The sequence below is a fragment of the Variovorax sp. 350MFTsu5.1 genome (assembly GCF_048302515.1).
GTDB lineage: Bacteria > Pseudomonadota > Gammaproteobacteria > Burkholderiales > Burkholderiaceae_C > Variovorax > Variovorax guangxiensis.
The window spans coordinates 3,831,280-3,853,882 of the sequence record NZ_CP157620.1 but is presented as its reverse complement, the minus strand read 5'-3'; the positions used below and the strand labels follow the sequence as shown (position 1 = coordinate 3,853,882).

General features: G+C 66.6%; 19 protein-coding genes and 2 tRNA genes. 12 read left to right on the top strand and 9 right to left on the bottom strand.

The window, feature by feature from the left end; translation table 11 throughout:
• Positions 1 to 45 precede the first annotated feature (45 nt).
• Positions 46 to 609 (top strand): thioredoxin family protein, encoded by a 564-nt coding sequence (locus ABL843_RS17510; RefSeq protein ID WP_418120487.1) that lies wholly within the window; start codon positions 46 to 48, stop codon positions 607 to 609.
• Between the two features lie 7 nt (positions 610 to 616).
• On the opposite strand, the gene ABL843_RS17505 is transcribed toward ABL843_RS17510, so the two are convergent.
• From ABL843_RS17505 to hemH, 3 genes are all read right to left on the bottom strand, one after another.
• Positions 617 to 1,369, bottom strand: a complete 753-nt coding sequence (locus ABL843_RS17505; RefSeq protein WP_418116671.1) for a hypothetical protein — start codon at positions 1,367 to 1,369, stop codon at positions 617 to 619.
• 85 nt (positions 1,370 to 1,454) lie between these two features.
• Entirely contained in the window at positions 1,455 to 2,303 is an 849-nt protein-coding gene (locus tag ABL843_RS17500) for a class I SAM-dependent methyltransferase (protein ID WP_418116670.1), read from the bottom strand.
• Positions 2,300 to 3,337, bottom strand: a complete 1,038-nt coding sequence (gene hemH, locus ABL843_RS17495) for a ferrochelatase (RefSeq protein WP_418116669.1) — start codon at positions 3,335 to 3,337, stop codon at positions 2,300 to 2,302. The genes ABL843_RS17500 and hemH overlap by 4 nt, the downstream gene beginning before the upstream one ends.
• Before the next feature lie 15 nt (positions 3,338 to 3,352).
• On the opposite strand from hemH, the gene ABL843_RS17490 reads away from it, so the two are divergent.
• Complete coding sequence (locus ABL843_RS17490) at positions 3,353 to 4,084, top strand: HAD family hydrolase (RefSeq protein WP_418116668.1); 732 nt, start codon at positions 3,353 to 3,355, stop codon at positions 4,082 to 4,084.
• 3 nt (positions 4,085 to 4,087) lie between these two features.
• On the opposite strand, the gene ABL843_RS17485 is transcribed toward ABL843_RS17490, so the two are convergent.
• Positions 4,088 to 4,393, bottom strand: coding sequence for an NIPSNAP family protein (locus ABL843_RS17485; RefSeq protein ID WP_126023905.1), 306 nt, complete (start codon positions 4,391 to 4,393; stop codon positions 4,088 to 4,090).
• A gap of 130 nt (positions 4,394 to 4,523) precedes the next feature.
• Between ABL843_RS17485 and ABL843_RS17480 the strand changes: the two genes are divergently transcribed.
• On the top strand, positions 4,524 to 5,165 hold the full coding sequence (locus tag ABL843_RS17480; RefSeq protein WP_418116667.1) for a LysE family translocator: 642 nt from the start codon (positions 4,524 to 4,526) through the stop codon (positions 5,163 to 5,165).
• 12 nt (positions 5,166 to 5,177) lie between these two features.
• On the opposite strand, the gene ABL843_RS17475 is transcribed toward ABL843_RS17480, so the two are convergent.
• The 4 genes from ABL843_RS17475 to hpnC are packed head-to-tail and all read right to left on the bottom strand — an operon-like array spanning position 5,178 to position 8,511.
• Positions 5,178 to 5,486: a hypothetical protein gene (locus tag ABL843_RS17475; RefSeq protein WP_126023907.1), complete on the bottom strand. Its 309-nt coding sequence runs from the start codon at positions 5,484 to 5,486 to the stop codon at positions 5,178 to 5,180.
• A 9-nt stretch (positions 5,487 to 5,495) separates the two neighbouring features.
• A complete protein-coding gene (hpnE, locus tag ABL843_RS17470; RefSeq protein WP_418116666.1) occupies positions 5,496 to 6,758 on the bottom strand; it encodes a hydroxysqualene dehydroxylase HpnE in 1,263 nt (420 codons plus the stop codon).
• Between the two features lie 2 nt (positions 6,759 to 6,760).
• A complete protein-coding gene (hpnD, locus tag ABL843_RS17465; protein WP_126023909.1) occupies positions 6,761 to 7,600 on the bottom strand; it encodes a presqualene diphosphate synthase HpnD in 840 nt (279 codons plus the stop codon).
• Entirely contained in the window at positions 7,597 to 8,511 is a 915-nt protein-coding gene (gene hpnC, locus ABL843_RS17460) for a squalene synthase HpnC (protein ID WP_418116665.1), read from the bottom strand. Before hpnC ends, hpnD begins: the two co-directional genes overlap by 4 nt.
• Positions 8,512 to 8,662: 151 nt before the next feature.
• On the opposite strand from hpnC, the gene ABL843_RS17455 reads away from it, so the two are divergent.
• The 4 genes from ABL843_RS17455 (at position 8,663) to ABL843_RS17440 (ending at position 15,169) form a co-directional block, all read left to right on the top strand.
• Complete coding sequence (locus ABL843_RS17455) at positions 8,663 to 10,507, top strand: potassium transporter Kup (protein WP_418120486.1); 1,845 nt, start codon at positions 8,663 to 8,665, stop codon at positions 10,505 to 10,507.
• 116 nt (positions 10,508 to 10,623) lie between these two features.
• A complete protein-coding gene (locus tag ABL843_RS17450; RefSeq protein WP_418116664.1) occupies positions 10,624 to 11,823 on the top strand; it encodes an efflux RND transporter periplasmic adaptor subunit in 1,200 nt (399 codons plus the stop codon).
• Positions 11,820 to 14,978: an efflux RND transporter permease subunit gene (locus ABL843_RS17445; protein WP_418116663.1), complete on the top strand. Its 3,159-nt coding sequence runs from the start codon at positions 11,820 to 11,822 to the stop codon at positions 14,976 to 14,978. The genes ABL843_RS17450 and ABL843_RS17445 overlap by 4 nt, the downstream gene beginning before the upstream one ends.
• Positions 14,979 to 15,082: 104 nt before the next feature.
• Positions 15,083 to 15,169 (top strand) — tRNA-Leu (locus ABL843_RS17440).
• An 80-nt stretch (positions 15,170 to 15,249) separates the two neighbouring features.
• Here the strand turns inward: ABL843_RS17440 and ABL843_RS17435 are convergent.
• On the bottom strand, positions 15,250 to 16,263 hold the full coding sequence (locus ABL843_RS17435) for a tetratricopeptide repeat protein (protein WP_418116662.1): 1,014 nt from the start codon (positions 16,261 to 16,263) through the stop codon (positions 15,250 to 15,252).
• A gap of 270 nt (positions 16,264 to 16,533) precedes the next feature.
• On the opposite strand from ABL843_RS17435, the gene tig reads away from it, so the two are divergent.
• The 5 genes from tig to ABL843_RS17410 all read left to right on the top strand — a co-directional run bounded on the left by tig (position 16,534) and on the right by ABL843_RS17410 (position 22,549).
• The gene (gene tig, locus ABL843_RS17430) at positions 16,534 to 17,850 is read left to right on the top strand and encodes a trigger factor (protein WP_184637423.1); all 1,317 of its coding nucleotides are present in this window, start codon (positions 16,534 to 16,536) and stop codon (positions 17,848 to 17,850) included.
• A 115-nt stretch (positions 17,851 to 17,965) separates the two neighbouring features.
• Complete coding sequence (clpP, locus tag ABL843_RS17425; protein ID WP_126023915.1) at positions 17,966 to 18,574, top strand: ATP-dependent Clp endopeptidase proteolytic subunit ClpP; 609 nt, start codon at positions 17,966 to 17,968, stop codon at positions 18,572 to 18,574.
• A 107-nt stretch (positions 18,575 to 18,681) separates the two neighbouring features.
• Entirely contained in the window at positions 18,682 to 19,947 is a 1,266-nt protein-coding gene (clpX, locus tag ABL843_RS17420) for an ATP-dependent Clp protease ATP-binding subunit ClpX (RefSeq protein WP_126023916.1), read from the top strand.
• Positions 19,948 to 19,970: 23 nt separating this feature from the next.
• Positions 19,971 to 22,412, top strand: coding sequence for an endopeptidase La (gene lon / locus ABL843_RS17415; protein WP_184637425.1), 2,442 nt, complete (start codon positions 19,971 to 19,973; stop codon positions 22,410 to 22,412).
• A 61-nt stretch (positions 22,413 to 22,473) separates the two neighbouring features.
• Positions 22,474 to 22,549, top strand: a tRNA-Gly gene (locus ABL843_RS17410).
• Positions 22,550 to 22,603: the final 54 nt, after the last annotated feature.

Below are 22,603 nucleotides of genomic sequence, written 5' to 3'. Positions count from 1 at the left end.
GACCGCTGTCGGTCTGACACACGAGCGAGGTTTGCGATCATGAACATGATGTCCAGAAGGGCGTTCTCGGGGCTCGCCGCAGGTGCCTCCGCCCTGGCGGCAGCCGCGGGTGGCGCTTGGCCGGCACGCAGCGCGCTGGCCGCCTCGCCGGGGCTGCGCGACTACGGCAAGGCCCCCGAATTCACTGGTATCGACAAGTGGCTCAACTCCGAGCCGCTCACCATGAAGGGGCTGTCCGGCAAGGTGGTGCTGGTCGACTTCTGGACTTATTCCTGCATCAACTGCATTCGCACGCTGCCGCACGTGGTGCGCTGGTACGAGACGTACAAGGACCGGGGCTTCACCGTGGTGGGCGTGCATTCGCCCGAGTTCGCCTACGAGAAGCTCACGCGCAACGTGCAGGACGCGATCGAGCGCTTCAACATCCGCTACCCGGTGGCGCAGGACAACGGATTCGCCACCTGGCGGGCCTACAGCAACCAGTACTGGCCCGCGTTCTACCTGGCCGACAGCAGCGGGCAGGTGATGCGGCAGCATTTCGGCGAAGGGGAGTACGCCGAGATGGACGCTGCGATCCAGGCGCTGCTGGCACGCAGGCCGGCAGCCTGAGCCAGGATCAATTTGCCGATTCGAGGATGCGCCGCACCGCCGCCTTGCCCGCTGGCGTGAGCACCGGGCCGAGCTCGGCGTAGGGCACTTCGATCTCGATCTCGCAGCCGTTGCCGTAGGCCGGCTGGGCGAAGCGCATGCCCTTGGCTTCCAGCGTCAGGTCGTAGTAGGCGCCTTCTTCGTAGTTGGACCGGCAACTGTCCTCGGCCTTCGACGCGTCGATGCCCGCGTAGCGGAACAGGAAGCGGCGCAGCTTCGGCGTCATCGAGCCGCCTCCGGTGCCGGATAGCCGTCCCTCGGCCGGACGCGACTTCGACAGCGAGCGCAGGCCGAACCAGGACCATGGGTCGACCTGCCTGCCTGTCTGCAGGTCCCAGGTGCGATGGAACCAGGAGATCCCGTTGCGGCCCATGCTGGCCGCCCAGGTGTAGTTGCGGATGCTGAGCCACTGCGAGCTCCAATACGAAGGATCGGCGGTGTTCTCGTCTTCCGCCGGTACGCCGACCCGCCCGAGGAACTCGCGGCGCTTGTCGAAGTACTCCTTGATCGTGTCCTTGCTGGTGTCGAAGTCGCGGCGCAACTCGCGGTTGATGGCTGCCAGCGTGGGCTCGGGGCCGGAGAGTTCGATGGTTTCCTGGCCGGCGAAGCGCAGGCGGCGGAAGCTGCGGCCGGACGCGAATTCTTCTTTCTTCCCGGTCTCGATCTTCGGCGGTGCTTCGAGCAGGCCACGATGGCCTTGGTGCCGAGCGTGCCTTCCCACACGCCCTTGGGCACTTCGGCGGTTCCGGCTGCGCGGGCCATGAAGGGCACCAGCAGAAAAAGGCCACCGAGGGCGTGAAGAGGTTTCATGGCTTGCGTGCGGAGATCGAATACATGAGCGGAATGCGCGGCATGCCCTCGGGCGGTGCCATGCGGCGCCCGCCGATGTCGCGCATGCCTTCGAAGGGCTTCCAGCCGTTGGCGTACGGGTATTCGTCGAGCCGTTCGATGACGAGGCCGGCCTGCGACAGTGCGGTCGTCACCTGGCCCACGCCCCAAGTGAACTCGAAGCTGGGGTGCGGGTTGCTGAAGTCCTCCACGCCGCGCTCGTAGCCTTCGCGCACCAGGCCGTCGCTGGAATCGGCCACGTAGTCGCCCACGCCTTCCTCGGGCATGGGGGCTTCGTTGAAGTAGTCGTAGTGGAACTTCCAGGCCGGGTCGAACACCAGCGCGAAAGGGTGGAACTCGACGAAGACGAAGCGGCCGCCGGGCTTGAGCATCTGCGCCACTCCGCGCGCCCAGGCGGCGATGTCGGAGAGCCAGCACAGCGTGCCGTACGAGCAGAAGACGATGTCGTGCTTCTCGCCGCGTGCCTGCGCGCCGCGGAAGTAGTCGTAGACATCCGAGCGCACGAAGCGCGCCGCGATGCCCGACTGCTGCGAGAGCCGCGTCGCGAAGTCGACGGCCTCGTCGGAGATGTCCACGCCCGTCACCTCGGCGCCGAGCCGCGCGATGCTCAGGCTGTCCTGTCCGGCGTTGCACTGCAGGTGCAGCACAGACAGGCCTTTCACGTCACCGAGCAGGCGGGCTTCTTCGGGGAAGAGGGTGGAGCCGCCCTTGCGGAAGAAGGCGGCCTGATCGCCCTTGTGGCTGTTGTGTGCGACGGTGGCCGCGTTCCACGAGAGCCGGTTGGCTTCGTGCAGATCCTGTTTCATGGGGTGGTGTTCGTTCTTTGCGTGGGCCAGCCCGCCAGGTTGCGTTCGGCGATGCCCGCGAGCGCGGTGATCCATGCCGGGCCGTCGTTCAGGCAGGGGATGTAGCTGAAGGCTTCGCCGCCCGCGTGCAGGAAGGCTTCGCGGCCTTCCATGGCGATTTCTTCGAGCGTCTCGAGGCAGTCGGCCGGGAAGCCCGGGCAGACCGCGTCGACGCGCTTCACGCCGGAGGCGCCGAGTTCGCGCAGCGTGGGCTCGGTGTAGGGTTCCAGCCATTTGGCCTTGCCGAAGCGCGACTGGAAGGTCACGCGGTACTGGGCACTCGAAAGGCCCAGCCGCGTTGCGAGCAGGCGTGCGGTTTCGGTGCACTGCGCCTGGTACGGATCGCCCAGCGCGATGTTGCGCGCGGGAATGCCGTGGAAGCTCATCAGCAGCACCTCGCCGCGGCCTTCGGTTTTCCAGTGCTTCTCGATGCTCTGCGCCAGCGCCTCGATGTAGGCCGGGTCGTCGTGGTAGTCGTTGACGAAGCGGAACTCGGGCACGCGGCGCTGCTTGCGGCTCCACGCGCTCACCGCGTCGATCACGCTCGCGGTGGTGGTGCCCGAATACTGGGGGTAGGCCTGCAGCACCAGCACGCGGGTGGCGCCTTCGGCCTGCAGCGCGTCGAGCCGGGAGGCGATGGAGGGGCTGGCGTAGCGCATCGCGTCGCGCACCGTGACGCGGTGGCCGCGCTCGCCGAGCCAGCCGGCCAGCAGCGTCGCCTGCTTCTGTGTCCACACCTTCAGCGGCGAGCCTTCGCGCATCCAGATGCTTGCGTACTTGGCGGCCGACTTGGCCGGGCGCGTGCGAAGGATGATGCCGTGCAGGATCGGCGCCCAGAGCAGCTTCGGGATCTCGACCACGCGGGGGTCGCCCAGGAAGTCGGCGAGGTAGGGGCGCACGGCTGCTGCTGTGGGGGCATCAGGTGAGCCGAGGTTGCACCAGAGCACTGCGGTGCGCGGGGTACTCGGGGGAGCGTTCTCGTGAGTCGAAGGCATGCGATATTCTCGGGCATGACTTCCGCTTCCCCGGCGCCCGCGGGCGCCGCGCCTCTCGATCTCAAGCGCATCTCGGCGATCTCGCTGGACCTCGACGACACCCTCTGGCCGATCTGGCCGACCATCGAACGCGCCGAGGCCGTGCTGCATGCGTGGCTGCTGCGCGAGGCGCCCAAGACGGCCAGCCTGCTGATGACGCCGGGCATCCTGCGTGAGCTGCGCGAAGCCACCGCCAAGGAGCGTTCGGATCTCGCGCATGACCTGAGCGCGCTGCGCCGCGAATCGATCCGTACAGCGCTCGTGCGGGCCGGCGAAGACCCGGCGCTGGCCGACCCGGCCTTCGACGCCTTCTTTGCCGAGCGCCAGCGCGTGACGCTCTACGACGACGCGCTTCCGGCGCTGAAGTGGCTCAGCGAGCGCTATCCGCTGGTGGCGATCTCCAACGGCAACGCCGACATCCAGAAGACGGGCGTGGGCCGCTGGTTCCGCACCGCCTTCAATGCGCGCGCCTTCGGCAGCGGCAAGCCGCACGCGCCGATCTTCCGCGCCGCGGCCGCATCGGTCGGCCTGCTGCCCAGGGACGTGCTGCACGTGGGCGACGATGCCGAGCTGGACGTGGTCGGCGCGCTCAACGCCGGCATGCAGGCAGCCTGGCTGGTGCGCGACGAGCGGCCCTGGGTGCACGGCGCGCGGCCGCAGCTGATCGTGCCCAACCTGCATGCGCTGTGCGTGGCGCTGGGCGGCTGAGGGCTAGGCGAAGACTGGTCTGAAGAAGCTGCGCTCGTAGCTCACGATGCAGCGGGTTTCCTCCGCGTACTTGAATGCGGCCTGGCATTCCGGGTCCTGCATCGAGTCGGCACGGTACTTCTCATAGGCGGCCAGGCTCGGGAATGTGAACATCGCCAGCGCCACGTTGTTCGTGCCCTCCGAGGGCAGGAAGTAGCCGTGGTGCTTGCCGCCGAACTTCTCGACCAGCGGAATCCAGAGCTTGCCGTAGTGCTCGAATTCCTTGAGCTTGTAGGCGTCGACGATGTAGCGCAGGTAGCAGGTGACCATGGGAGTCCGTCTTTCGGGATGGGGGTAGAGGGGTATTGGCGCGGCGTCTGCAGCCGCGCGCGGGGCTGACTATAGTTTCCGGGCTGTTGTCCCAAACCTCCGCGGCCTTGCGCCGGACAGGAACCCCGAAGTGCATCTCTCCAACTGGCTTCTGTTTTGCGGCGTCACGCTGCTCGTCGTCTTCACACCCGGGCCGGCCGTGCTGCTCGCGGTCTCGAACTCGATGAGCGTCGGCCCGCGACGGGCAATGATCAGTTCGCTGGGCAACGCTGCCGGGCTTTTCATGGTGTCGGCCGCCGCGATGGCGGGGTTGGGCGTGGTGCTCTCCACCTCGGCCCATGCCTTCATGGTGCTGAAGCTGGCCGGTGCGGCCTACCTGATCTACCTGGGCATCAAGCAATGGCGCAGCCAGGGCAGCGTGTTTGCCGACGTGCAGGGCGGTCCGTCCGCCGGCACTCCGCGTTCGAGCTGGCGCCTCTTCGGCCACGGGATGACGGTCGCGCTGACCAATCCCAAGGGCATCCTTTTCTTCTCGGCTCTGTTCCCGCAGTTCCTGACGCAGGACGCGCCCATCCTCACGCAGTTCGCGGTGCTGACCGGCACCTTCGCCGCTGCCTCGGTGGTCGCCCACTCGTTCTATGTGCTGCTGGCGCGCCTGTTGCGCAGGCAGCTTTCCGATCCGCGCCGCACGCGCATCTTCAACAAGGTGTCGGGCGGGGCCTTCGTGCTGCTGGGGCTTAGCCTGCTTCGGCTGCGCAACAAGGCGGCCTGATCTCGCCTTTTCTCAGTCGAGCCCGAAGCGCTCGCGCAGCGCCGTGCAGAAGTCGGCGGTGCCACTGATCGACAGGGTAATAGTGTCGTAGCGCGGATCGTCCTCGCTCGATTCCTGCAGGTCGTAGTCCCACAGGCCGCCTTCGTCGAGGGCGCCGCGTGCATCCGGAAAGGCGGCCTCGGCCCAGGCCAGTACGCGGGCGACTTCGGCCCGTACTTCGGGCGTCTTGTCGGGCGAGGTCGATGCCATGGCGTCGAAGGTGCCGTGGCCTTCGGTGTCTTCGCTGTAGTCGAAGTCGAGATAGCGCAGTCCGGTCGTCATGGCGTCGATTCAGTTCAATGATCTGGCGGCGGCGAGCCCGCTGAGCACCGCGCCTTCGAGCGTGGCGGGGTAGGGGCCTTCGATGTAGTCGCCGCAGGCCTGCAGGCCCGGTGCGATGGACGATGACGGCCGCGCGAGGCCGGGCGTGCAGGCGAAGGTGGCGCGCTTCTCGACCACGGTCTGCACCAGTTGCAGGTTCGATTGGCCCAGCTGCGCGGCGGCTTGCGCGATGACCTTTTCTTCCAGCACCTCGCGCGATGCCTCGTTCGCGCTCACGACCATCGCGAGCACGCCCTGCAGGCCGCCGAGCTGGCTCCTGTCGAAAACGAACTGGGCCGGCGCCGTGGCCGGATGGCTGCGCAGCGCGAGCATCGGCTCCGCAAGCGGCCTGGCGCCGCGCACGTAGACAGTGGCGATGGCCTCGAAGCGCAGCGCCTCGGTGGTCTCGCACCAGCGATCCGCCGGCAGGCCCGAGGCGCGGACCAGCCGTGCTGCATCCCACGGAGCGCAGGCCAGCACGACCTGATCGAAAGCGTCTCCGTCGACCAGCCACTGCCCGGCTTCGGATGCGATGGCACGCACGCGCGTGCCGATGCGCACCGTGGCGCCTTGCCGTGTCAGCCAGCGAATCGCGGCATCGGGCAGCAGCGCGCCCAGGTCGGCGCGCGGCAGCAACAGGTCGGCGCCGCCGCTTCCGCTGAAGAGCGCGTCCTTCAGCACGCGCAGGAAGACTTCGCCGCTCGACTGCGCCACGGGCGTGTTGAGCGCCGAAACGCACAGCGGTTCGATCAGCTCCCGCATCACGCGCGGAGTGAGCCCGGCGCACAGATCGGCAACCGTCGTGCCGCCGGCACAGCGAAAGCCCGAAAGCCTCCAGCCGATCGCGGTGCGCAGCAGCGACGACTTGTCGCGCCACGTCCAGCCCCGCGCCGTGAAGATGCCCGCCAGCAGGTCGAGCGGCGCAGGCAGCCGCGGCAGCTTCAGCCCGCCGCCATCGGCAAAGCGCAGCGAAAGAGGCAGCCGCAGCAGCGCGCCTTCGACATCGACGCCGACGTCGCGCATCAGCTGCAGCGTGGCGGTGTACGCACCGATCAGGATGTGCTGGCCATTGTCCAACGCCAGCCCGTGCATGTTGTCGACCCGCCGCGCCCGCCCGCCCGGCGTGTGCGCCGCCTCGAACAGCGTGACGGCATGGCCGAGCCGCGTGGCCTCCACCGCGCAGGCAAGGCCGGCCCAGCCGGCGCCGATGACGGCGGTCTTCTTCCTGGTCAAGCTCAGATTCGTCCGAGGGCCTGAACCTTCCACGCCAGCCAGAACTTGCGCACCGGCGTCAGGCTCACGCGCTGGTTCAGCACCTGGAAGTTGTCGCGTTCGATCTCCCGCAGCAGGGTGCGGTAGATGCTGGCCATCATCAGGCCGGGCTTCTGCGAGCGGCGGTCAGCCAGGGGGAGCAGGGCGAGCGCTTCGTCGTAGGCGGCGTGGGCGCGGGCGGCCTGGAACTTCATGAGTTCGACGAAACGCTCGGAGTGCACGCGGTTCAGGATCTCGTGCGCCTTCACGTCGAACTTCTGCAACTCGTTGACCGGCAGGTAGATGCGGCCGCGCAGCGCGTCTTCGCCCACGTCGCGCAGGATGTTGGTGAGCTGCAGCGCCAGGCCCAGCTTGTGGGCGTAGGCAGTGGTCTGGGCGTCGGTCTGGCCGAAGATGCGGGCAGCGACCTCGCCGACCACGCCGGCCACGAGGTGGCAATAGCGAGAGAGGCCCTGGAAGTCGAGGTAGCGCGTCTGTTCGAGGTCCATCTGGCAGCCGTCGATCACCTCGTTGAGCTGGCGTGCCTCGATGCCATAGGCCGCGGCATGCGGCATCAGCGCCTGCATCACCGGATGGCGCGGCGTGCCCGCGAAGGACTGCGAGACCTCGGTGCGCCACCAGGCGAGCTTGGTGGCGGCCACGCCGGGGTCGCTGACCTCGTCGACCACGTCGTCGACTTCGCGGCAGAAGGCATAGAAGGCGGTGATCGCGGCGCGGCGCGGCTTGGGAAGGAACAGGAAGGCGTAATAGAAACTGCTGCCCGAGGCGGCGGCCTTGTCTTGCACGTATTGCTCGGGGGTCATCGGGGAGGCGCTGCTTTCATGGGGCGTGATTGTCTCCGCATCCGCACGGCCTTCCAGAGCAGCACCGGCGCGTCGAGCTTGCCGATGGCGGGGCGCTGCGTGAAGGTGTCGAAGCCCAGGTCCTGGATCTTGTCGAGGATGCGCAGGCCGCCCTGCACCACGAGGCGCAGCTCCCAGCCGGCGCGGCCGGGCAGGCGGTGCACGAGGGGGGCGCCCTCGTTCATAAGTTCGCGCGCCCAGTAAGACACGACTGCTATCAGATTGATAGCTTCCTGCGGAGGCTCCGCGCGCGAAAGCGGCGCGAAGACCTTGAAGTGCTCGGGCGAGAGGCCGCGCCGGTCGCAGTCGGTCAGCGGAAAGTAGAAGCGGCCGCGCGGAAGGTCGACACTCGGGTCCTGCCAGAAATTGATGAGCTGCAGCGCGCTGCAGATCGCGTCGCTCTGCGCCAGGGCCTCGGCGTCGTGCACGCCGTAGAGATGCAGCAGCAGGCGCCCGATGGGGTTGGCGGAGCGGCGGCAGTAGTCGAGCAGTTCGGCGCGGTCGGCGTAGGTGCCGCGGTCGCGGGTTTTCTCGATGTCCTGCATGAAGGCGCTCAGCAGGTCGGCGAGCAGGTCTTCGGGCAGGCCGTGGCGGGCGATGCTGTGGGCCAGCGGACCGAAGACCTGGGGCCAGCGCGATCCGGGCAGCACTTCGCCGCGGGCAGCCGAGGCGAGTTCTGCGCGATAGGCGCGCAGGTCGGCCAAGCGCTCGGCGGGCGAGGCGCTGCCTTCGTCGGCGATGTCGTCGGCGGTGCGCGCGAAGTGGTAGATCGCCGCGATCGGCGGGCGCAGATGCGGCGGGCACAGCCACGAGGCTACGGGGAAGTTCTCGTAGTGCGCAGGCGGCGCGGCATGTTGGGGAGTGGCGGACACGCCACGATTGTCCGCGACGGCGCAATGCCCCCGCACTATGCTCGCAGCGTCGCCACTACGAACTCCCCGCTTCATGAAAGCATCCGCTCCGGCTTCCGGGTCCCAGGTTTCTGCGTACGGCGAGGCGGCGCACCCGACGGGCCCGGCGCTCATGGTGGCGGCGCTGGGCGTCGTGTTCGGCGACATCGGCACCTCGCCGCTGTACGCCTTCAAGGAAACGATGAACCCCGAGCACGGCGTGCCGTTCACGCCCGATTCGGTGCTGGGGCTGCTCTCGCTGATCTTCTGGGGGCTGATGTTCGTGGTCACGCTGAAGTACGTGGTGTTCGTGCTGCGCGCCGACCACGACGGCGAAGGCGGCATCCTCGCTCTGCAGGCGCTCGCGCGCAGCGCCGTCGCGGGGCCGAAGACAAAGCCATGGGTGTGGAACGCCATCGGGCTGCTGGGCCTGGTGGGTGCGGCCATGTTCTACGGCGACAGCCTGATCACGCCGGCCATTTCGGTGCTGTCGGCGGTCGAGGGGTTGGAGGTGCAGGCGCCGGTGCTGCAGCGCGCGGTGCTGCCGATCACGGTGGCGATCCTGATCGCGCTCTTCATGGTGCAGAAGAAGGGCACCGGCACGGTGGGCAAGATATTCGGGCCGGTCATGCTGCTGTGGTTCATCGTGCTGGCGGTGGCCGGCGCGTGGCAGGTGCTGCAGCAGCCGCAGGTGCTGGCGGCGCTCGATCCGCGGCGCGCCTTTGGCTTCCTGATCGAGCACCGGGCGCAGTCGCTGGCGGTGCTCGGAGCGGTGTTCCTGGCTTTCACGGGCGGCGAGGCGCTGTATGCCGACATGGGGCACTTCGGCGCGAAGCCGATCCGGCTGGCGTGGCTCTTCATCGCGCTGCCGGGGCTGGTGCTGAACTACTTCGGGCAGGGCGCGCTGGTGCTGGCGAACCCGGCGGCCATCGACAACCCGTTCTTCCGGCTCTTTCCCTCGTGGGGCGTGCTGCCGATGGTGGTGCTGGCCGCGATGGCGACGGTGATCGCCTCGCAGGCGGTGATTTCGGGTGCTTTCTCGCTCACGGCGCACGCGATGCGCATGGGTTATCTGCCGCGCATGCGGGTGATCCAGACTTCGGGCGCGGCCATCGGGCAGATCTACGTGCCGGCGGTCAACTGGCTGCTGATGGTGGGCGTGCTGCTGCTGGTGCTGGGCTTTCGCAGCTCGGGGGCGTTGTCGGCGGCATACGGCATCGCGGTGTCGATCACGATGGTGACGACGACGCTTCTGGCCGGCATCGTGGCCTGGGGCCTGTGGCGCTGGAACAAGGTGGCGGTGGTGATCGGCGTGACGGCTTTCGCGGTGGTCGACCTGACCTTCGTGATCGCCAACAGCCTGAAGGTGGCCGAGGGCGGCTGGCTCACGCTGGCGGTGGCGGCCGTGGTGATGGTGCTCTTCACCACCTGGTCGAAGGGGCGCCGGCTGGGGCTGGAGGCTGCCGCGGCCGAGAGCCTGCCGCTGCGGCCCTTCGTCGAGTCGCTGGCGCAGCACATGCCGCACCGGGTGAGCGGAACGGCCGTGTTCCTGAACCCCGATGCCACGGCGGTGCCGCATGCGCTGCTGCACAACCTCAAGCACAACCAGGTGCTGCACGAGCAGGTGATCGTGCTGCGCGTGCTGGCCTGCGACACGCCGCGCGTCGACGCGCGCCTCCGCATCGAGGCCGAGCAGCTGATGGAGGGCATCTGGATGGTCACGGCGCGCCACGGCTTCATGGAGCGGCCCGACGTGCCGGAATTCATCCGCATCCTGGCCTACCAGAAGACGCTGGCGATCGACTCGATGAAGACTTCGTACTTCGTCTCGCGCGCCTCGGTGGGCGAGGAGAACCTGCCGGGCATGAACCCGATCCGGAGGGCGCTCTTCGGCTGGCTGCAGCGCAACGCAGGCCGGGCATCCGACTACTTTGAACTGCCCGACAACCGTCTCGTGGAGATGGGCCAGCGCACCTAGTTTTTCGGCGCCCGGCCGCCCTAGTGACCAACGGGTCATTGACACTGGTTCACGTTTACCCTAGATTACTAACCAGTGGGTCAGTAATGACCCGGTTCGTCCTACCAGGGTGTCTCATGACCGCCTCCACCGTCTCCCCGTTCCGTGTGCGCAGCGCCGCCTGGCTGCTGCTTCCCGCCGTGCTGCTGGCCGGCTGCTCTCCAAAGCCCGCGGCCGAAGACCCGGTGCGGGCGGTCAAATTCGTGACCGTGGGGACTAGCGAATTCGATGCCCAGCCCGAGTTCTCGGCCGAGGTGCGAGCTCGCGTCGAATCGCGCCTGGGCTTTCGCGTAGGGGGCAAGATCACCAAGCGCCAGGCCGAACTCGGCCAGCATGTGCAGGCCGGGCAGGTTCTGGCCCAGCTCGATCCGCAGGACTACCGCCTTGCCGCCGAAGCCGCACGGGCCCAGCAGGCCGCGGCGCTGACCAATCGTGACCTCGCGGCTGCAGACCTCAAGCGCTACACCGAACTGCGGTCGCAGAACTTCATCAGCGGCGCCGAACTGGAGCGCCGCGAAACCACCTGGAAGGCCGCGCAGGCCCAGCTCGAGCAGGCGCAGGCGCAACTGGCCTCGCAGGGCAACCAGGCCAACTACACGACGCTGGTGGCCGACGTGGCCGGCATCGTCACCGCCATCGAGGCCGAGCCCGGCCAGGTCGTGCAGGCCGGCACACCGGTCGTGCGCATCGCCCAGGACGGCGCGCGCGACGTGGTGTTCGCGGTGCCTGAAGACCGCGCCACGCTGATCAAGACCGGCTCGCCCGTCACGGTGCGTGGCTGGTCCGGCGGCAATGAACTGCAGGGCCAGGTACGAGAGGTGGCGGCCAGCGCCGATGCAGTCACGCGCACCTACTCGGTCAAGGTTTCCATCGACGCCGCTACCGCGCCCCCTCTGGGCGCCACGGTCTATGCACGTCCCCAGGCGCTGGCGCACGCCGGTGCCGCGGTGATGAAGCTGCCGACCAGCGCGCTGCGCCAGGAAGGCAAGGGCACGTCGGTGTGGGTGCTCGACAAGTCGACGATGACGGTGCGCTCGCAGCCCGTGCAGGTGGCCACCGCCGACGGCAATGAAGCCGTGATCGCCGGCGGCATCTCGCCCGGCATGATGGTCGTGGCCGCCGGCGTGCATGTGCTGTCGCCGGGGCAGAAGGTCACCATCTACCAGTCTCGCGAGGCGGCCGCGGCCGCCGCCAACGCAGGCGCCAAGGAGTCGGCCCAGCCCGTCACGGCTGTCGCGGCGACGAACAAGGAGATCGCAGCGGGTGCCGCCAAATGAGCGGCGGCGCGGCGAACCCCAACGACAAGCCCTCCGGCTTCAATCTCTCCAAATGGGCGCTGGACCACGCGCCCCTCACGCGCTACCTGATGGTGGTGCTGATGGTGCTGGGCGCCTTCGCGTACTTCCAACTCGGGCAGGACGAGGACCCGCCGTTCACCTTCCGCGCGATGGTGGTGCGCACGTACTGGCCCGGCGCCACCGCGCAGCAGGTGGCCGAGCAGGTCACCGACAAGCTCGAGCGCACGCTGCAGGAGGCCCCGTACGCCGACAAGATCCGCAGCTACTCGAAGCCCGGCGAGTCTCAGATCATCTTCAACATCAAGGATTCGTCGAAGTCCAGCGAGGTGGCCAACGTCTGGTACACGGTGCGCAAGAAGATCGGCGACATGCGTGCCACGTTGCCGGCCGGCGTGCAGGGGCCGTTCTTCAATGACGACTTCGGCGACGTCTACGGCGTGATCTACGCGCTGGAGAGCGACGGCTTCAGCTATGCCGAGCTCAAGACGCTGGCCGACGACGTGCGCCAGCAGCTGCTGCGCGTGAAGGACGTGGCCAAGGTCGACCAGTTCGGCGTGCAGGACGAGAAGGTCTACATCGAGATATCGCAGAAGCGCCTGGCGCAGCTGGGGCTCGATTTCAACGCGGTGCTCTCGCAGCTCGGCTCGCAGAACGCCATCGAGAGCGCGGGCACCATCCAGTCGCCGCTCGACGTGGTGCAGGTGCGCGTGGCCGGCCAGTTCACCAGCGTCGACCAGCTGCGCGAGATGCCCATCCGCGGCAGCTCGGGCAACCAGCTCAAGCTCGGCGACATCGCCGACATCCACCGCGGCTATGTCGATCCGCCCTCGGTCAAGATGCATCACCAGGGCAAGGAAGTGATCGGCCTGGGCGTGTCGATGGCCAAGGGCGGCGACATCATCGCGCTGGGCAAGGCGCTGAAGGCGACCGCCGTGACCATCGGGCAGCGGCTGCCGGCCGGCGTGAAGCTGGCGCAGGTGCAGGATCAGCCGGTGGCGGTGGCGAGCTCGGTGAACGAGTTCGTGGGCGTGCTGATCGAGGCCGTGGCCATCGTGCTGGCCGTGAGCATCATTTCGCTCGGGCTGCACAAGGGCGGGCGCTTCGGCTGGTACATCGACATGCGCCCGGGCCTGGTGGTGGCCATCACCATTCCGCTGGTGCTGGCCGTGACCTTCCTGGCGATGAACTACTTCGGCATCGGGCTGCACAAGATATCGCTGGGCTCGCTCATCATCGCGCTGGGCCTGCTGGTGGACGACGCCATCATCGCGGTCGAGATGATGGTGCGGAAGATGGAGGAGGGCTACGACAAGGTCCGCGCCGCCACCTTCGCCTACGACGTGACGGCCAAGCCGATGCTCACGGGCACGCTCATCACCGCGGCGGGCTTCCTGCCGATCGGCATCGCCAAGTCGGTGACGGGCGAGTACACCTTCGCCATCTTCGCGGTGACGGTGATCGCGCTGGTGCTGTCGTGGATCGTCTCGGTGTACTTCGTGCCCTATCTCGGCACGCTGCTGCTCAAGGTGAAGCCGCACGACGCGAATGCGCCGCCGCACGAGCTCTTCGACACGCCGTTCTACAACGCCTTCCGCCGCTCGGTGAACTGGTGCGTGCAGCACCGCTGGATGACCATCGGCGCCACGGTGCTGATCTTCGCGCTGGGCATCTTCGGCATGGGCAAGGTGCAGCAGCAGTTCTTCCCGGATTCGAGCCGGCCGGAAATCCTGGTCGACCTCTGGTTCCCCGAGGGCACCTCGTTCACCGCGAACGAGGAAGTGGCCAGGCGCGTCGAGAAGCGTGTGATGCAGGAGGCCGGCGTGAGCACCGTCAGCACCTGGATCGGCTCCGGCGTGCCGCGCTTCTACCTGCCGCTGGACCAGGTGTTTCCGCAGACCAACGTCTCGCAGCTGATCGTGCTGGCCAAGGACCTGAAGGTGCGCGAGACCCTGCGCATCAAGTTGCCCCAGGTGCTGGCGCAGGAATTCCCCGAGGTGCGCGGCCGCGTCAAGCTGCTGCCCAACGGGCCGCCGGTGCCGTACCCGGTGCAGTTCCGCGTGATCGGCCCCGACCCGGCGCTGCTGCGCGGCCATGCCGACGAGGTGAAGGCCGTGCTGCGCGACAACGCCAACATGCGCGGCGTGAACGACAACTGGAACGAATCGGTGAAAGTGATCCGCCTCGAGATCGACCAGGCCAAGGCGCGCGCGCTCGGCGTGACCAGCCAGGCCATCGCGCAGGCTTCCAAGACCATGTTCAGCGGCACCACCGTGGGCCAGTACCGCGAGAACGACCTGCTGATCGACATCGTGCTGCGCCAGGCGCCCGACGAGCGCCAGGCCATCTCGGACATCGGCAACGCCTACATCCCGACGGCCTCGGGTCGCTCGATCCCGCTCACGCAGATCGCCAAGCCGGTGTTCACCTGGGAGCCGGGCGTGATGTGGCGCGAGAACCGCGACTACGCCATCACCGTGCAGGGCGACGTGGTCGAGGGCCTGCAGGGCGCGACCGTGACCGATCAGCTGCTTCCGAAGCTGCGCGAGCTGGAAGCCGGATGGGTCGCGGCCGGGCAGGGCGCCTACCGCATCGAGGTGGCCGGGGCGGTGGAGGAAAGCAGCAAGGGCTCGGCCTCCATCGTGGCGGGCGTGCCGATCATGCTGTTCCTGGTGTTCACGCTGCTGATGCTGCAGCTGCACAGCTTCAGCCGCTCGCTGCTGGTGTTCATTACCGGCCCGATGGGCATCGCCGGCGTGGCGGGTGCGCTGCTGGTGCTGAACCGGCCCTTCGGCTTCGTCGCGCTGCTGGGCGTGATCGCGCTGATGGGCATGATCCAGCGCAACGCGGTGATCCTGATCGACCAGATCGAGCTCGACCGCGCGGCGGGTGTGCCGGCGTGGGACGCGATCGTGGAGTCGGCGGTACGCCGCCTGCGGCCCATCGTGCTGACCGCGGCCGCGGCGGTACTGGCGATGATCCCGCTGTCGCGCAGCGTGTTCTGGGGGCCGATGGCCGTCGCCATCATGGGCGGGCTGATCGTGGCAACGGTATTGACCCTGCTGGCGCTGCCGGCGATGTATGCCGCCGCATTCCGTGTGAAGCGCGAGCCGGAAGTGGCCCCGATTAGCGTTTAAAATCGCTGGCTGACCGATTTCAAGCGGATGGTCTTTGGCCCACGGGAATCCGTGGTGCGAAAAGCCCGTCCGCTTTTGCATTCACCTGAAAAAAGATTGGCATCGCGCGGGTGGCGAAATTGGTAGACGCACCAGGTTTAGGTCCTGACGTTCGCAAGAACGTGCCGGTTCGAGTCCGGCCCCGCGCACCAGCCCTGCTATGTAGCCTGATCTATCGAGCAGTGATGAAGCCCCGTTTCGAAAGGAACGGGGCTTTTTCTTTTTTCTCTCTTCACCAGTCGCTGCTGCTACTGCTGTCGCTGCTTCCGCTGTCCGAGCTGCTGCTGCTCGAGTCGTCCCACGAACTCGTGTCGCTGATGCCGAAGTTGTTGTCCACGAAGCTGCGGTCGACCTGCCGGTCGGGCTCCGGGTCGGACGAAGGCCAGAGGCTGCTGCCCATTCGATCGTTGCCGCTGTCGTGGCTGCGGTGGTTGTTGAAGATGTTGATCGTGTTGCCCCGGTGCTCGTCGGAGCGGTCGTTCATGTGGCGCAGCAGCTCGCCGATGACCACCGCGCCAACGCCGGCAGCCGCCCCGGCGGCCAGTGCGCCGCCGATGCCCGGCCCCTGGCTGGGAGCGGGAGGAGGGGTGTTGTAGTCCCTGCTGTCATCCATCCTGCCGTAGCCCATCGACGAATCGCTCGTGGGCCTGGAGAACCTGGTGGAGCTGCCCCCGGCGGCGGCAGGCACGTCGAAGGTGGTGGCGCGGCGGCGCTGCTGGAAGGCCACGTACGCGACTACGAACAGGGCCACTATGCCGATCGGACCCCAAGGGATCGAGCCGGATGACGCGCCGTTGTCTGTCCTGTCGGATGCCGACGGGGCAGGCGCCGCAGCCGGGCTGGGGGCGGGCGGCGGTGGCTCGGCCTTCACCTCGGCCGGCTTCTCCAGCTTGCGTTCGAGCTTCGCGACCGATTCGGCCTTCGCGAACTTGAGCCCCGGCGAGAGCTCCTTGGCCAGCGCCAGTTCGTCCCTGGCATCGTCGAGCTTGCCCTTCATCGCGAGAAGCTCGGCGTGCACGTAGTGGGCCTTCGCGCTCTTCGGATGGTTCTTCAGCACCTTCGCGATCATCGCTTCGGCATCGGCCATCCGGCCGTTGCTTGCCGCTTCGTAGATCTGCTGGATCGTCGGCTCCTTGGTCGCCGCCGGCGCTGCGGCGGTCTTGGCCAGCGCGGGCGAGGGCGCGCCGAACGCAAGAAGCAGGCTGAAGCTGAGGGTGAGGGCGGCAAGCAGTCGCTGGAAGAGCATGGGTATTCGCTCCTGAGGGAAATGTCGAATCGCAGCCACTGTAAGGGCGAAATCGGCCGCGGATCGGGGCGCGGCATGCAATCTCCACCGCTGCCGGGTGCGGCCCCGCCAAAACCGGTGCTTCCAGCCGATTAGAATCATGGGTTGCCCAGTTTTGCAGGCGGCACGCGTGTGCCTCCGCATAAATCCCGCTAGCGCGTGCAAGTCCTTGATCTGTATCGGTAAAAAGACGCAGGCCCCGCGCAACAGCCCCCTTACCAGGAAGACATCATGACCGTGACCGTTGAAACTCTCGAGAAGCTCGAACGCAAGATCACGCTGACCCTGCCGGTCGGCACCATCCAGTCCGAAGTCGATTCGCGCCTCAAGAAGCTTGCGCGCACCGTCAAGATGGACGGTTTCCGTCCCGGCAAGGTGCCGATGAACGTCGTGGCCCAGCGCTATGGCTACTCGGTGCACTACGAAGTCATGAACGACAAGGTCGGCGAAGCCTTCTCGCAAGCCGCCAACGAGGCCAAGCTGCGTGTCGCCGGCCAGCCCCGCATCACCGAGAAGGAAGACGCACCCGAAGGCGAACTGGCCTTCGACGCCGTCTTCGAAGTGTTCCCCGACGTCAAGATCAACGACCTGTCGGGCGCCGAAGTCGAGAAGCTGTCGGCCGAAGTCGGCGAAGACGCCATCGACAAGACCCTGGACATCCTGCGCAAGCAGCGCCGTACCTTCGCCCAGCGCGCGCAAGACGCCGTGGCCCAGGACGGTGACCGCGTGACGGTCGACTTCGAAGGCAAGATCGACGGTGAGCCCTTCCAGGGCGGCAAGGCCGAAGACTTCCAGTTCGTCGTCGGCGAAGGCCAGATGCTCAAGGAATTCGAAGACGCCGTGCGCGGCATGAAGTCGGGCGACAGCCGCACCTTCCCGCTGTCGTTCCCGGCCGACTACCACGGCAAGGACGTGGCCGGCAAGCAGGCCGACTTCCTGGTCACCGTGAAGAAGATCGAAGCCTCGCACCTGCCCGAAGTCAACGAGCAGCTGGCCAAGTCGCTCGGCATCGCCGAAGCCACCGTCGAAGGCCTGCGCGCCGACATCAAGCGCAACCTCGAGCGCGAAGTGAAGTTCCGCCTGCTGGCGCGCAACAAGAACGCCGTGATGGACGCCCTGGTGGCCAACGCCGAGCTCGACCTGCCCAACGCCAGCGTGCAGTCGGAAGTCAGCCGCATGGTCGAAGGCGCCCGCGCCGAACTGAAGCAGCGCGGCATCAAGGACGCCGACAAGGCTCCGATCCCCGACGAAGTGTTCCGCCCGCAAGCCGAGCGCCGCGTGCGCCTGGGCCTGGTGGTGGCCGAGCTGGTGCGTGCCAACAACCTGCAGGCCAAGCCCGAGCAGATCAAGGCCCACATCGACGAGCTGGCCGCCAGCTACGAAAAGCCGGCCGACGTGGTGCGCTGGTACTTCAGCGACAACAACCGCCTGGCCGAGGTCGAAGCCGTGGTCATCGAGAACAACGTGACCGATTTCGTGCTGGGCAAGGCCAAGGTCAACGAAAAGTCGGTCTCGTTCGACGAACTGATGGCTCAGCAGCAAGGCTGATCTCCCAGGCCGCCCGCTACGCCGATGGGGCTTGTGCTTTGCGGCACGAGCCCCATTTCACTCAGGCGTACAGTTCAGACACAGCGAACGATCCCATTTCTCGGAGAGCAAATTCATGAGCGCACAGGAAACCCAGGCCCTCGGCATGATCCCGATGGTCATCGAGCAGTCGGGCCGCGGCGAGCGGTCTTACGACATCTACTCGCGCCTTCTCAAGGAGCGCATCATTTTCCTGGTGGGCGAGGTCAACGACCAGACCGCCAACCTCGTGGTGGCCCAGCTGCTGTTCCTCGAGAGCGAGAACCCGGACAAGGACATTTCCTTCTACATCAACTCCCCGGGCGGCAGCGTGAGCGCCGGCATGGCGATCTACGACACCATGCAGTTCATCAAGCCCGACGTTTCGACCATGTGCCTGGGCTTCGCGGCCAGCATGGGCGCCTTCCTGCTGGCGGCGGGTGAAAAGGGCAAGCGCTTCTCGCTGCCCAACTCGAAGATCATGATCCACCAGGTGCTCGGCGGCGCACGCGGTCAGGCGACCGACATCGAGATCCACGCGCGCGACATCCTGCGCACCAAGGACCAGATGAACCGCATCCTGGCCGAACGCACCGGCCAACCGCTGGAAAAGGTCAAGGCCGACACCGAACGAGACTATTTCCTGACGGCCGACGAGGCCAAGGACTACGGCCTGGTGGACCAGGTCGTCGCCAAGCGCGGTTGAACGCCGGCGCCGAGGGCGCCAAATGGCAAGAAACGGCGTTTTCCACACGGGAAACGCCGTTTTTGTTTAGTTATCATTGTCCCTACCCTGTAACGAGGCAAATGTCCATGGCCGATAAAAAAGGCTCCTCCAGCGAAAAAACGCTTTATTGCTCGTTCTGCGGCAAGAGCCAGCACGAGGTCAAGAAGCTGATCGCGGGCCCTTCGGTCTTCATCTGCGACGAGTGCATCGACCTTTGCAACGAGATCATCCGCGACGAACTCCCGGCGGGTGAGGAAGCGCGCGAGGCGCGCAGCGACCTGCCGACGCCGCTGGAGATCAAGGCCAACCTCGACAACTACGTGATCGGCCAGGAGCCGGCCAAGCGCATGCTGTCGGTGGCCGTCTACAACCACTACAAGCGCCTGCGCCACAAGGAAAAGGCCAAGGGCGACGACGTGGAGCTCAGCAAGAGCAACATCCTGCTGATCGGCCCCACGGGTTCGGGCAAGACGCTGCTGGCGCAGACGCTGGCGCGCATGCTCGACGTGCCCTTCGTGATGGCCGACGCCACCACGCTGACCGAGGCCGGCTATGTCGGCGAGGACGTCGAGAACATCATCCAGAAGCTGCTGCAGAGCTGCAACTACGAAGTGGAGCGCGCGCAGCGCGGCATCGTCTACATCGACGAAATCGACAAGATCTCGCGCAAGTCCGACAACCCTTCCATCACGCGCGACGTGTCGGGAGAGGGCGTGCAGCAGGCGCTGCTGAAGCTGATCGAAGGCACCATGGCCAGCGTGCCGCCCCAGGGCGGGCGCAAGCACCCGAACCAGGACTTCCTGCAGATCGACACGACCAACATCCTGTTCATCTGCGGCGGCGCGTTCGCGGGCCTGGAGAAGGTCATCGAAAACCGCACCGAGGCCTCGGGCATTGGCTTCGGCGCTTCGGTCAAGAGCAAGCAGCAGCGTAGCCTCACGGAAGTGTTCCGCGAAGTGGAGCCCGAGGACCTGATCAAGTTCGGCCTGATCCCCGAACTCGTGGGCCGCATGCCCGTGGTCGCCTCGCTCGCCGAACTCAGCGAGGACGCGCTGGTGCAGATCCTCACCGAGCCGAAGAACGCGGTGGTCAAGCAGTTCACCAAGCTGCTGCAGATGGAAGGCGTGGACCTCGAGATCCGTCCGGCGGCACTCAAGGCCATCGCCCGCAAGGCTCTGGCCCGCAAGACCGGTGCGCGCGGTTTGCGCTCGATCCTTGAACAGTCGCTGATCGACACCATGTTCGAGTTGCCGAACGCGACCAATGTCGACAAGGTGGTGGTCGAGGAATCGACCATCGACGAAAACAAGCCCCCGCTGCTCGTGTACCGCGAAGCGGCGAAAAAGGCTTAAAGCCAAAGACGCGAAGGATTTGCATGTCTGGCCACACCCCCTTGCCCCCCGAAGCCCTCGACCTGCCGCTGCTGCCGCTGCGCGATGTCGTGGTGTTTCCGCACATGGTGATTCCGCTGTTCGTGGGTCGCCCCAAGAGCATCAAGGCTCTCGAGCTGGCCATGGAGGCCGAGCGCCGCATCATGCTGGTGGCCCAGAAGGCCGCGGCCAAGGACGAGCCCTCCGTCGAGGACATGTTCGAGGTCGGCTGCGTCTCGACCATCCTGCAGATGCTCAAGCTGCCCGACGGCACGGTGAAAGTGCTCGTCGAGGGCCAGCAGCGTGCCCGCGTGAACCGCATCGATGACGGCGAGACCCACTTCTCGGCCAACGTGACGCCCGTGGAGGCGCCCGAAGGCGGCGAGAAGGGCACCGAGGTCGAGGCGCTGCGCCGCGCGGTGATGCAGCAGTTCGACCAGTACGTCAAGCTGAACAAGAAGATTCCGCCCGAGATCCTCACCTCGATCTCGAGCATCGACGATCCGGGCCGCCTCGCGGACACCATCGCCGCCCACCTGCCGCTCAAGCTCGACAACAAGCAGGCCGTGCTCGACCTGGACGACGTCAAGTCGCGCCTGGAGAACCTGTTCGGCCAGCTCGAGCGTGAGGTCGACATCCTCAACGTCGACAAGAAGATCCGCGGGCGCGTGAAGCGCCAGATGGAGAAGAACCAGCGCGACTTCTACCTCAACGAGCAGGTCAAGGCCATCCAGAAGGAGCTCGGCGAAGGCGAAGAGGGCGCGGACATCGAGGAGATCGAAAAGAAGATCAAGCTCGCGAAGATGTCCAAGGAAGGCCTGAAGAAGGCCGAGGGCGAGCTCAAGAAGCTCAAGCTGATGTCGCCCATGTCGGCCGAGGCCACGGTGGTGCGCAACTACATCGACGTGCTGGTCGGCCTGCCCTGGAGCAAGAAGACCAAGATCAAGCACGACCTGGCCAACGCCGAGGCGGTGCTCAACGCCGACCACTACGGCCTGGAGAAGGTCAAGGACCGCATTCTCGAATACCTCGCGGTGCAGCAGCGCGTGGACAAGGTCAAGGCGCCCATCCTGTGCCTCGTGGGGCCTCCGGGCGTGGGCAAGACCTCGCTGGGCCAGTCGATCGCCAAGGCGACCGGCCGCAAGTACACCCGCATGGCGCTGGGCGGCATGCGCGACGAAGCCGAGATCCGCGGCCATCGCCGTACCTACATCGGCGCGCTGCCGGGCAAGGTGCTGCAGGGCCTGAGCAAGATCGGCACGCGCAACCCGCTGTTCCTGCTCGACGAGATCGACAAGCTGGGCACGGACTTTCGTGGCGACCCCTCGAGCGCGCTGCTCGAGGTGCTCGACCCCGAGCAGAACCACACCTTCGGCGACCACTACGTGGAAGTCGACTTCGACCTGAGCGACGTGATGTTCGTCGCCACCTCGAACTCGATGAACATCCCGCCGGCGCTGCTGGATCGCATGGAAGTCATCCGCCTCTCGGGCTACACCGAGGACGAGAAGACCAACATCGCGATCAAGTACCTGCTGCCCAAGCAGATGAAGAACAACGGCGTGAAGGACGACGAGCTTGCCGTCACCGAGGAAGCGGTGCGCGACATCGTGCGCTACTACACGCGTGAAGCCGGCGTTCGTTCGCTCGAGCGCGAGCTGTCGAAGATCTGCCGCAAGGTGGTGAAGGGCCTGCTGCTCAAGCAGCTCACGCCGCAGGTCACGGTCACCGGCGCGAACCTCAACGACTTCCTCGGCGTGCGCAAGTTCACTTTCGGCCTGGCCGAGAAGCAGAACCAGGTCGGCCAGGTGGTCGGCCTCGCGTGGACCGAAGTCGGCGGCGACCTGCTGACGATCGAGGCGGTCACCATGCCCGGCAAGGGCGTGATCAGCCGCACCGGTTCGCTGGGCGACGTGATGAAGGAGTCGGTCGAGGCCGCGCGCACCGTGGTGCGCAGCCGCTCGCGCCGCCTCGGCATCAAGGACGAGGTGTTCGAGAAGCGCGACATCCACATCCACGTGCCCGATGGCGCCACGCCGAAGGACGGCCCGAGTGCGGGCGCCGCGATGACGACGGCCTTCGTGTCGGCGCTCACGGGCATCCCGGTGCGCAGCGACGTCGCGATGACGGGCGAGATCACGCTGCGAGGCGAGGTCACGGCCATCGGCGGTCTCAAGGAAAAGCTGCTGGCAGCCTTGCGTGGCGGCATCAAGACCGTGCTGATTCCGGAAGAGAACGCCAAGGACCTGCAGGACATTCCCGAGAACGTGAAGAACGGTCTCGAGATCGTGCCGGTGAAATGGATCGACAAGGTGCTCGAGATCGCTCTCGAGAAATCGCCCGAACCGCTGTCCGATGAAGAGGTCGCTGCGTCCGCCGCCGCCATGGCCGAACTGGCCAAGCAGCGCACGCCGGCTCCGGCTTCCGAAGGTTCGGTCAAACACTGATCGAACAATCGCAAAAGTTGCGGGACCTTGAAAAATTGGTATATACTTCAAGGCTCGAAACGCGGGAATAGCTCAGTTGGTAGAGCGCAACCTTGCCAAGGTTGAGGTCGAGAGTTCGAGACTCTTTTCCCGCTCCAGTTTTGAAAAAGGGAAGCTCCAGCTTCCCTTTTTTTCGCTAGTTCGATTTCGTA

Excerpts from the sequence above, each read along its gene's own strand:
- lon (WP_184637425.1), top strand. The coding sequence starts at position 19,971 with ATGTCTGGCCACACCCCCTTGCCCCCCGAAGCCCTCGACCTGCCGCTG.
- ABL843_RS17445 (WP_418116663.1), top strand. The coding sequence starts at position 11,820 with ATGAGCGGCGGCGCGGCGAACCCCAACGACAAGCCCTCCGGCTTCAAT.
- ABL843_RS17500 (WP_418116670.1), bottom strand. The coding sequence starts at position 2,303 with ATGAAACAGGATCTGCACGAAGCCAACCGGCTCTCGTGGAACGCGGCC.
- ABL843_RS17485 (WP_126023905.1), bottom strand. The coding sequence starts at position 4,393 with ATGGTCACCTGCTACCTGCGCTACATCGTCGACGCCTACAAGCTCAAG.
- ABL843_RS17490 (WP_418116668.1), top strand. The coding sequence starts at position 3,353 with ATGACTTCCGCTTCCCCGGCGCCCGCGGGCGCCGCGCCTCTCGATCTC.
- tig (WP_184637423.1), top strand. The coding sequence starts at position 16,534 with ATGACCGTGACCGTTGAAACTCTCGAGAAGCTCGAACGCAAGATCACG.
- clpX (WP_126023916.1), top strand. The coding sequence starts at position 18,682 with ATGGCCGATAAAAAAGGCTCCTCCAGCGAAAAAACGCTTTATTGCTCG.
- ABL843_RS17475 (WP_126023907.1), bottom strand. The coding sequence starts at position 5,486 with ATGACGACCGGACTGCGCTATCTCGACTTCGACTACAGCGAAGACACC.
- ABL843_RS17510 (WP_418120487.1), top strand. The coding sequence starts at position 46 with ATGATGTCCAGAAGGGCGTTCTCGGGGCTCGCCGCAGGTGCCTCCGCC.
- ABL843_RS17450 (WP_418116664.1), top strand. The coding sequence starts at position 10,624 with ATGACCGCCTCCACCGTCTCCCCGTTCCGTGTGCGCAGCGCCGCCTGG.
- hpnD (WP_126023909.1), bottom strand. The coding sequence starts at position 7,600 with ATGACCCCCGAGCAATACGTGCAAGACAAGGCCGCCGCCTCGGGCAGC.
- clpP (WP_126023915.1), top strand. The coding sequence starts at position 17,966 with ATGAGCGCACAGGAAACCCAGGCCCTCGGCATGATCCCGATGGTCATC.
- hemH (WP_418116669.1), bottom strand. The coding sequence starts at position 3,337 with ATGCCTTCGACTCACGAGAACGCTCCCCCGAGTACCCCGCGCACCGCA.
- ABL843_RS17455 (WP_418120486.1), top strand. The coding sequence starts at position 8,663 with ATGGTGGCGGCGCTGGGCGTCGTGTTCGGCGACATCGGCACCTCGCCG.
- ABL843_RS17435 (WP_418116662.1), bottom strand. The coding sequence starts at position 16,263 with ATGCTCTTCCAGCGACTGCTTGCCGCCCTCACCCTCAGCTTCAGCCTG.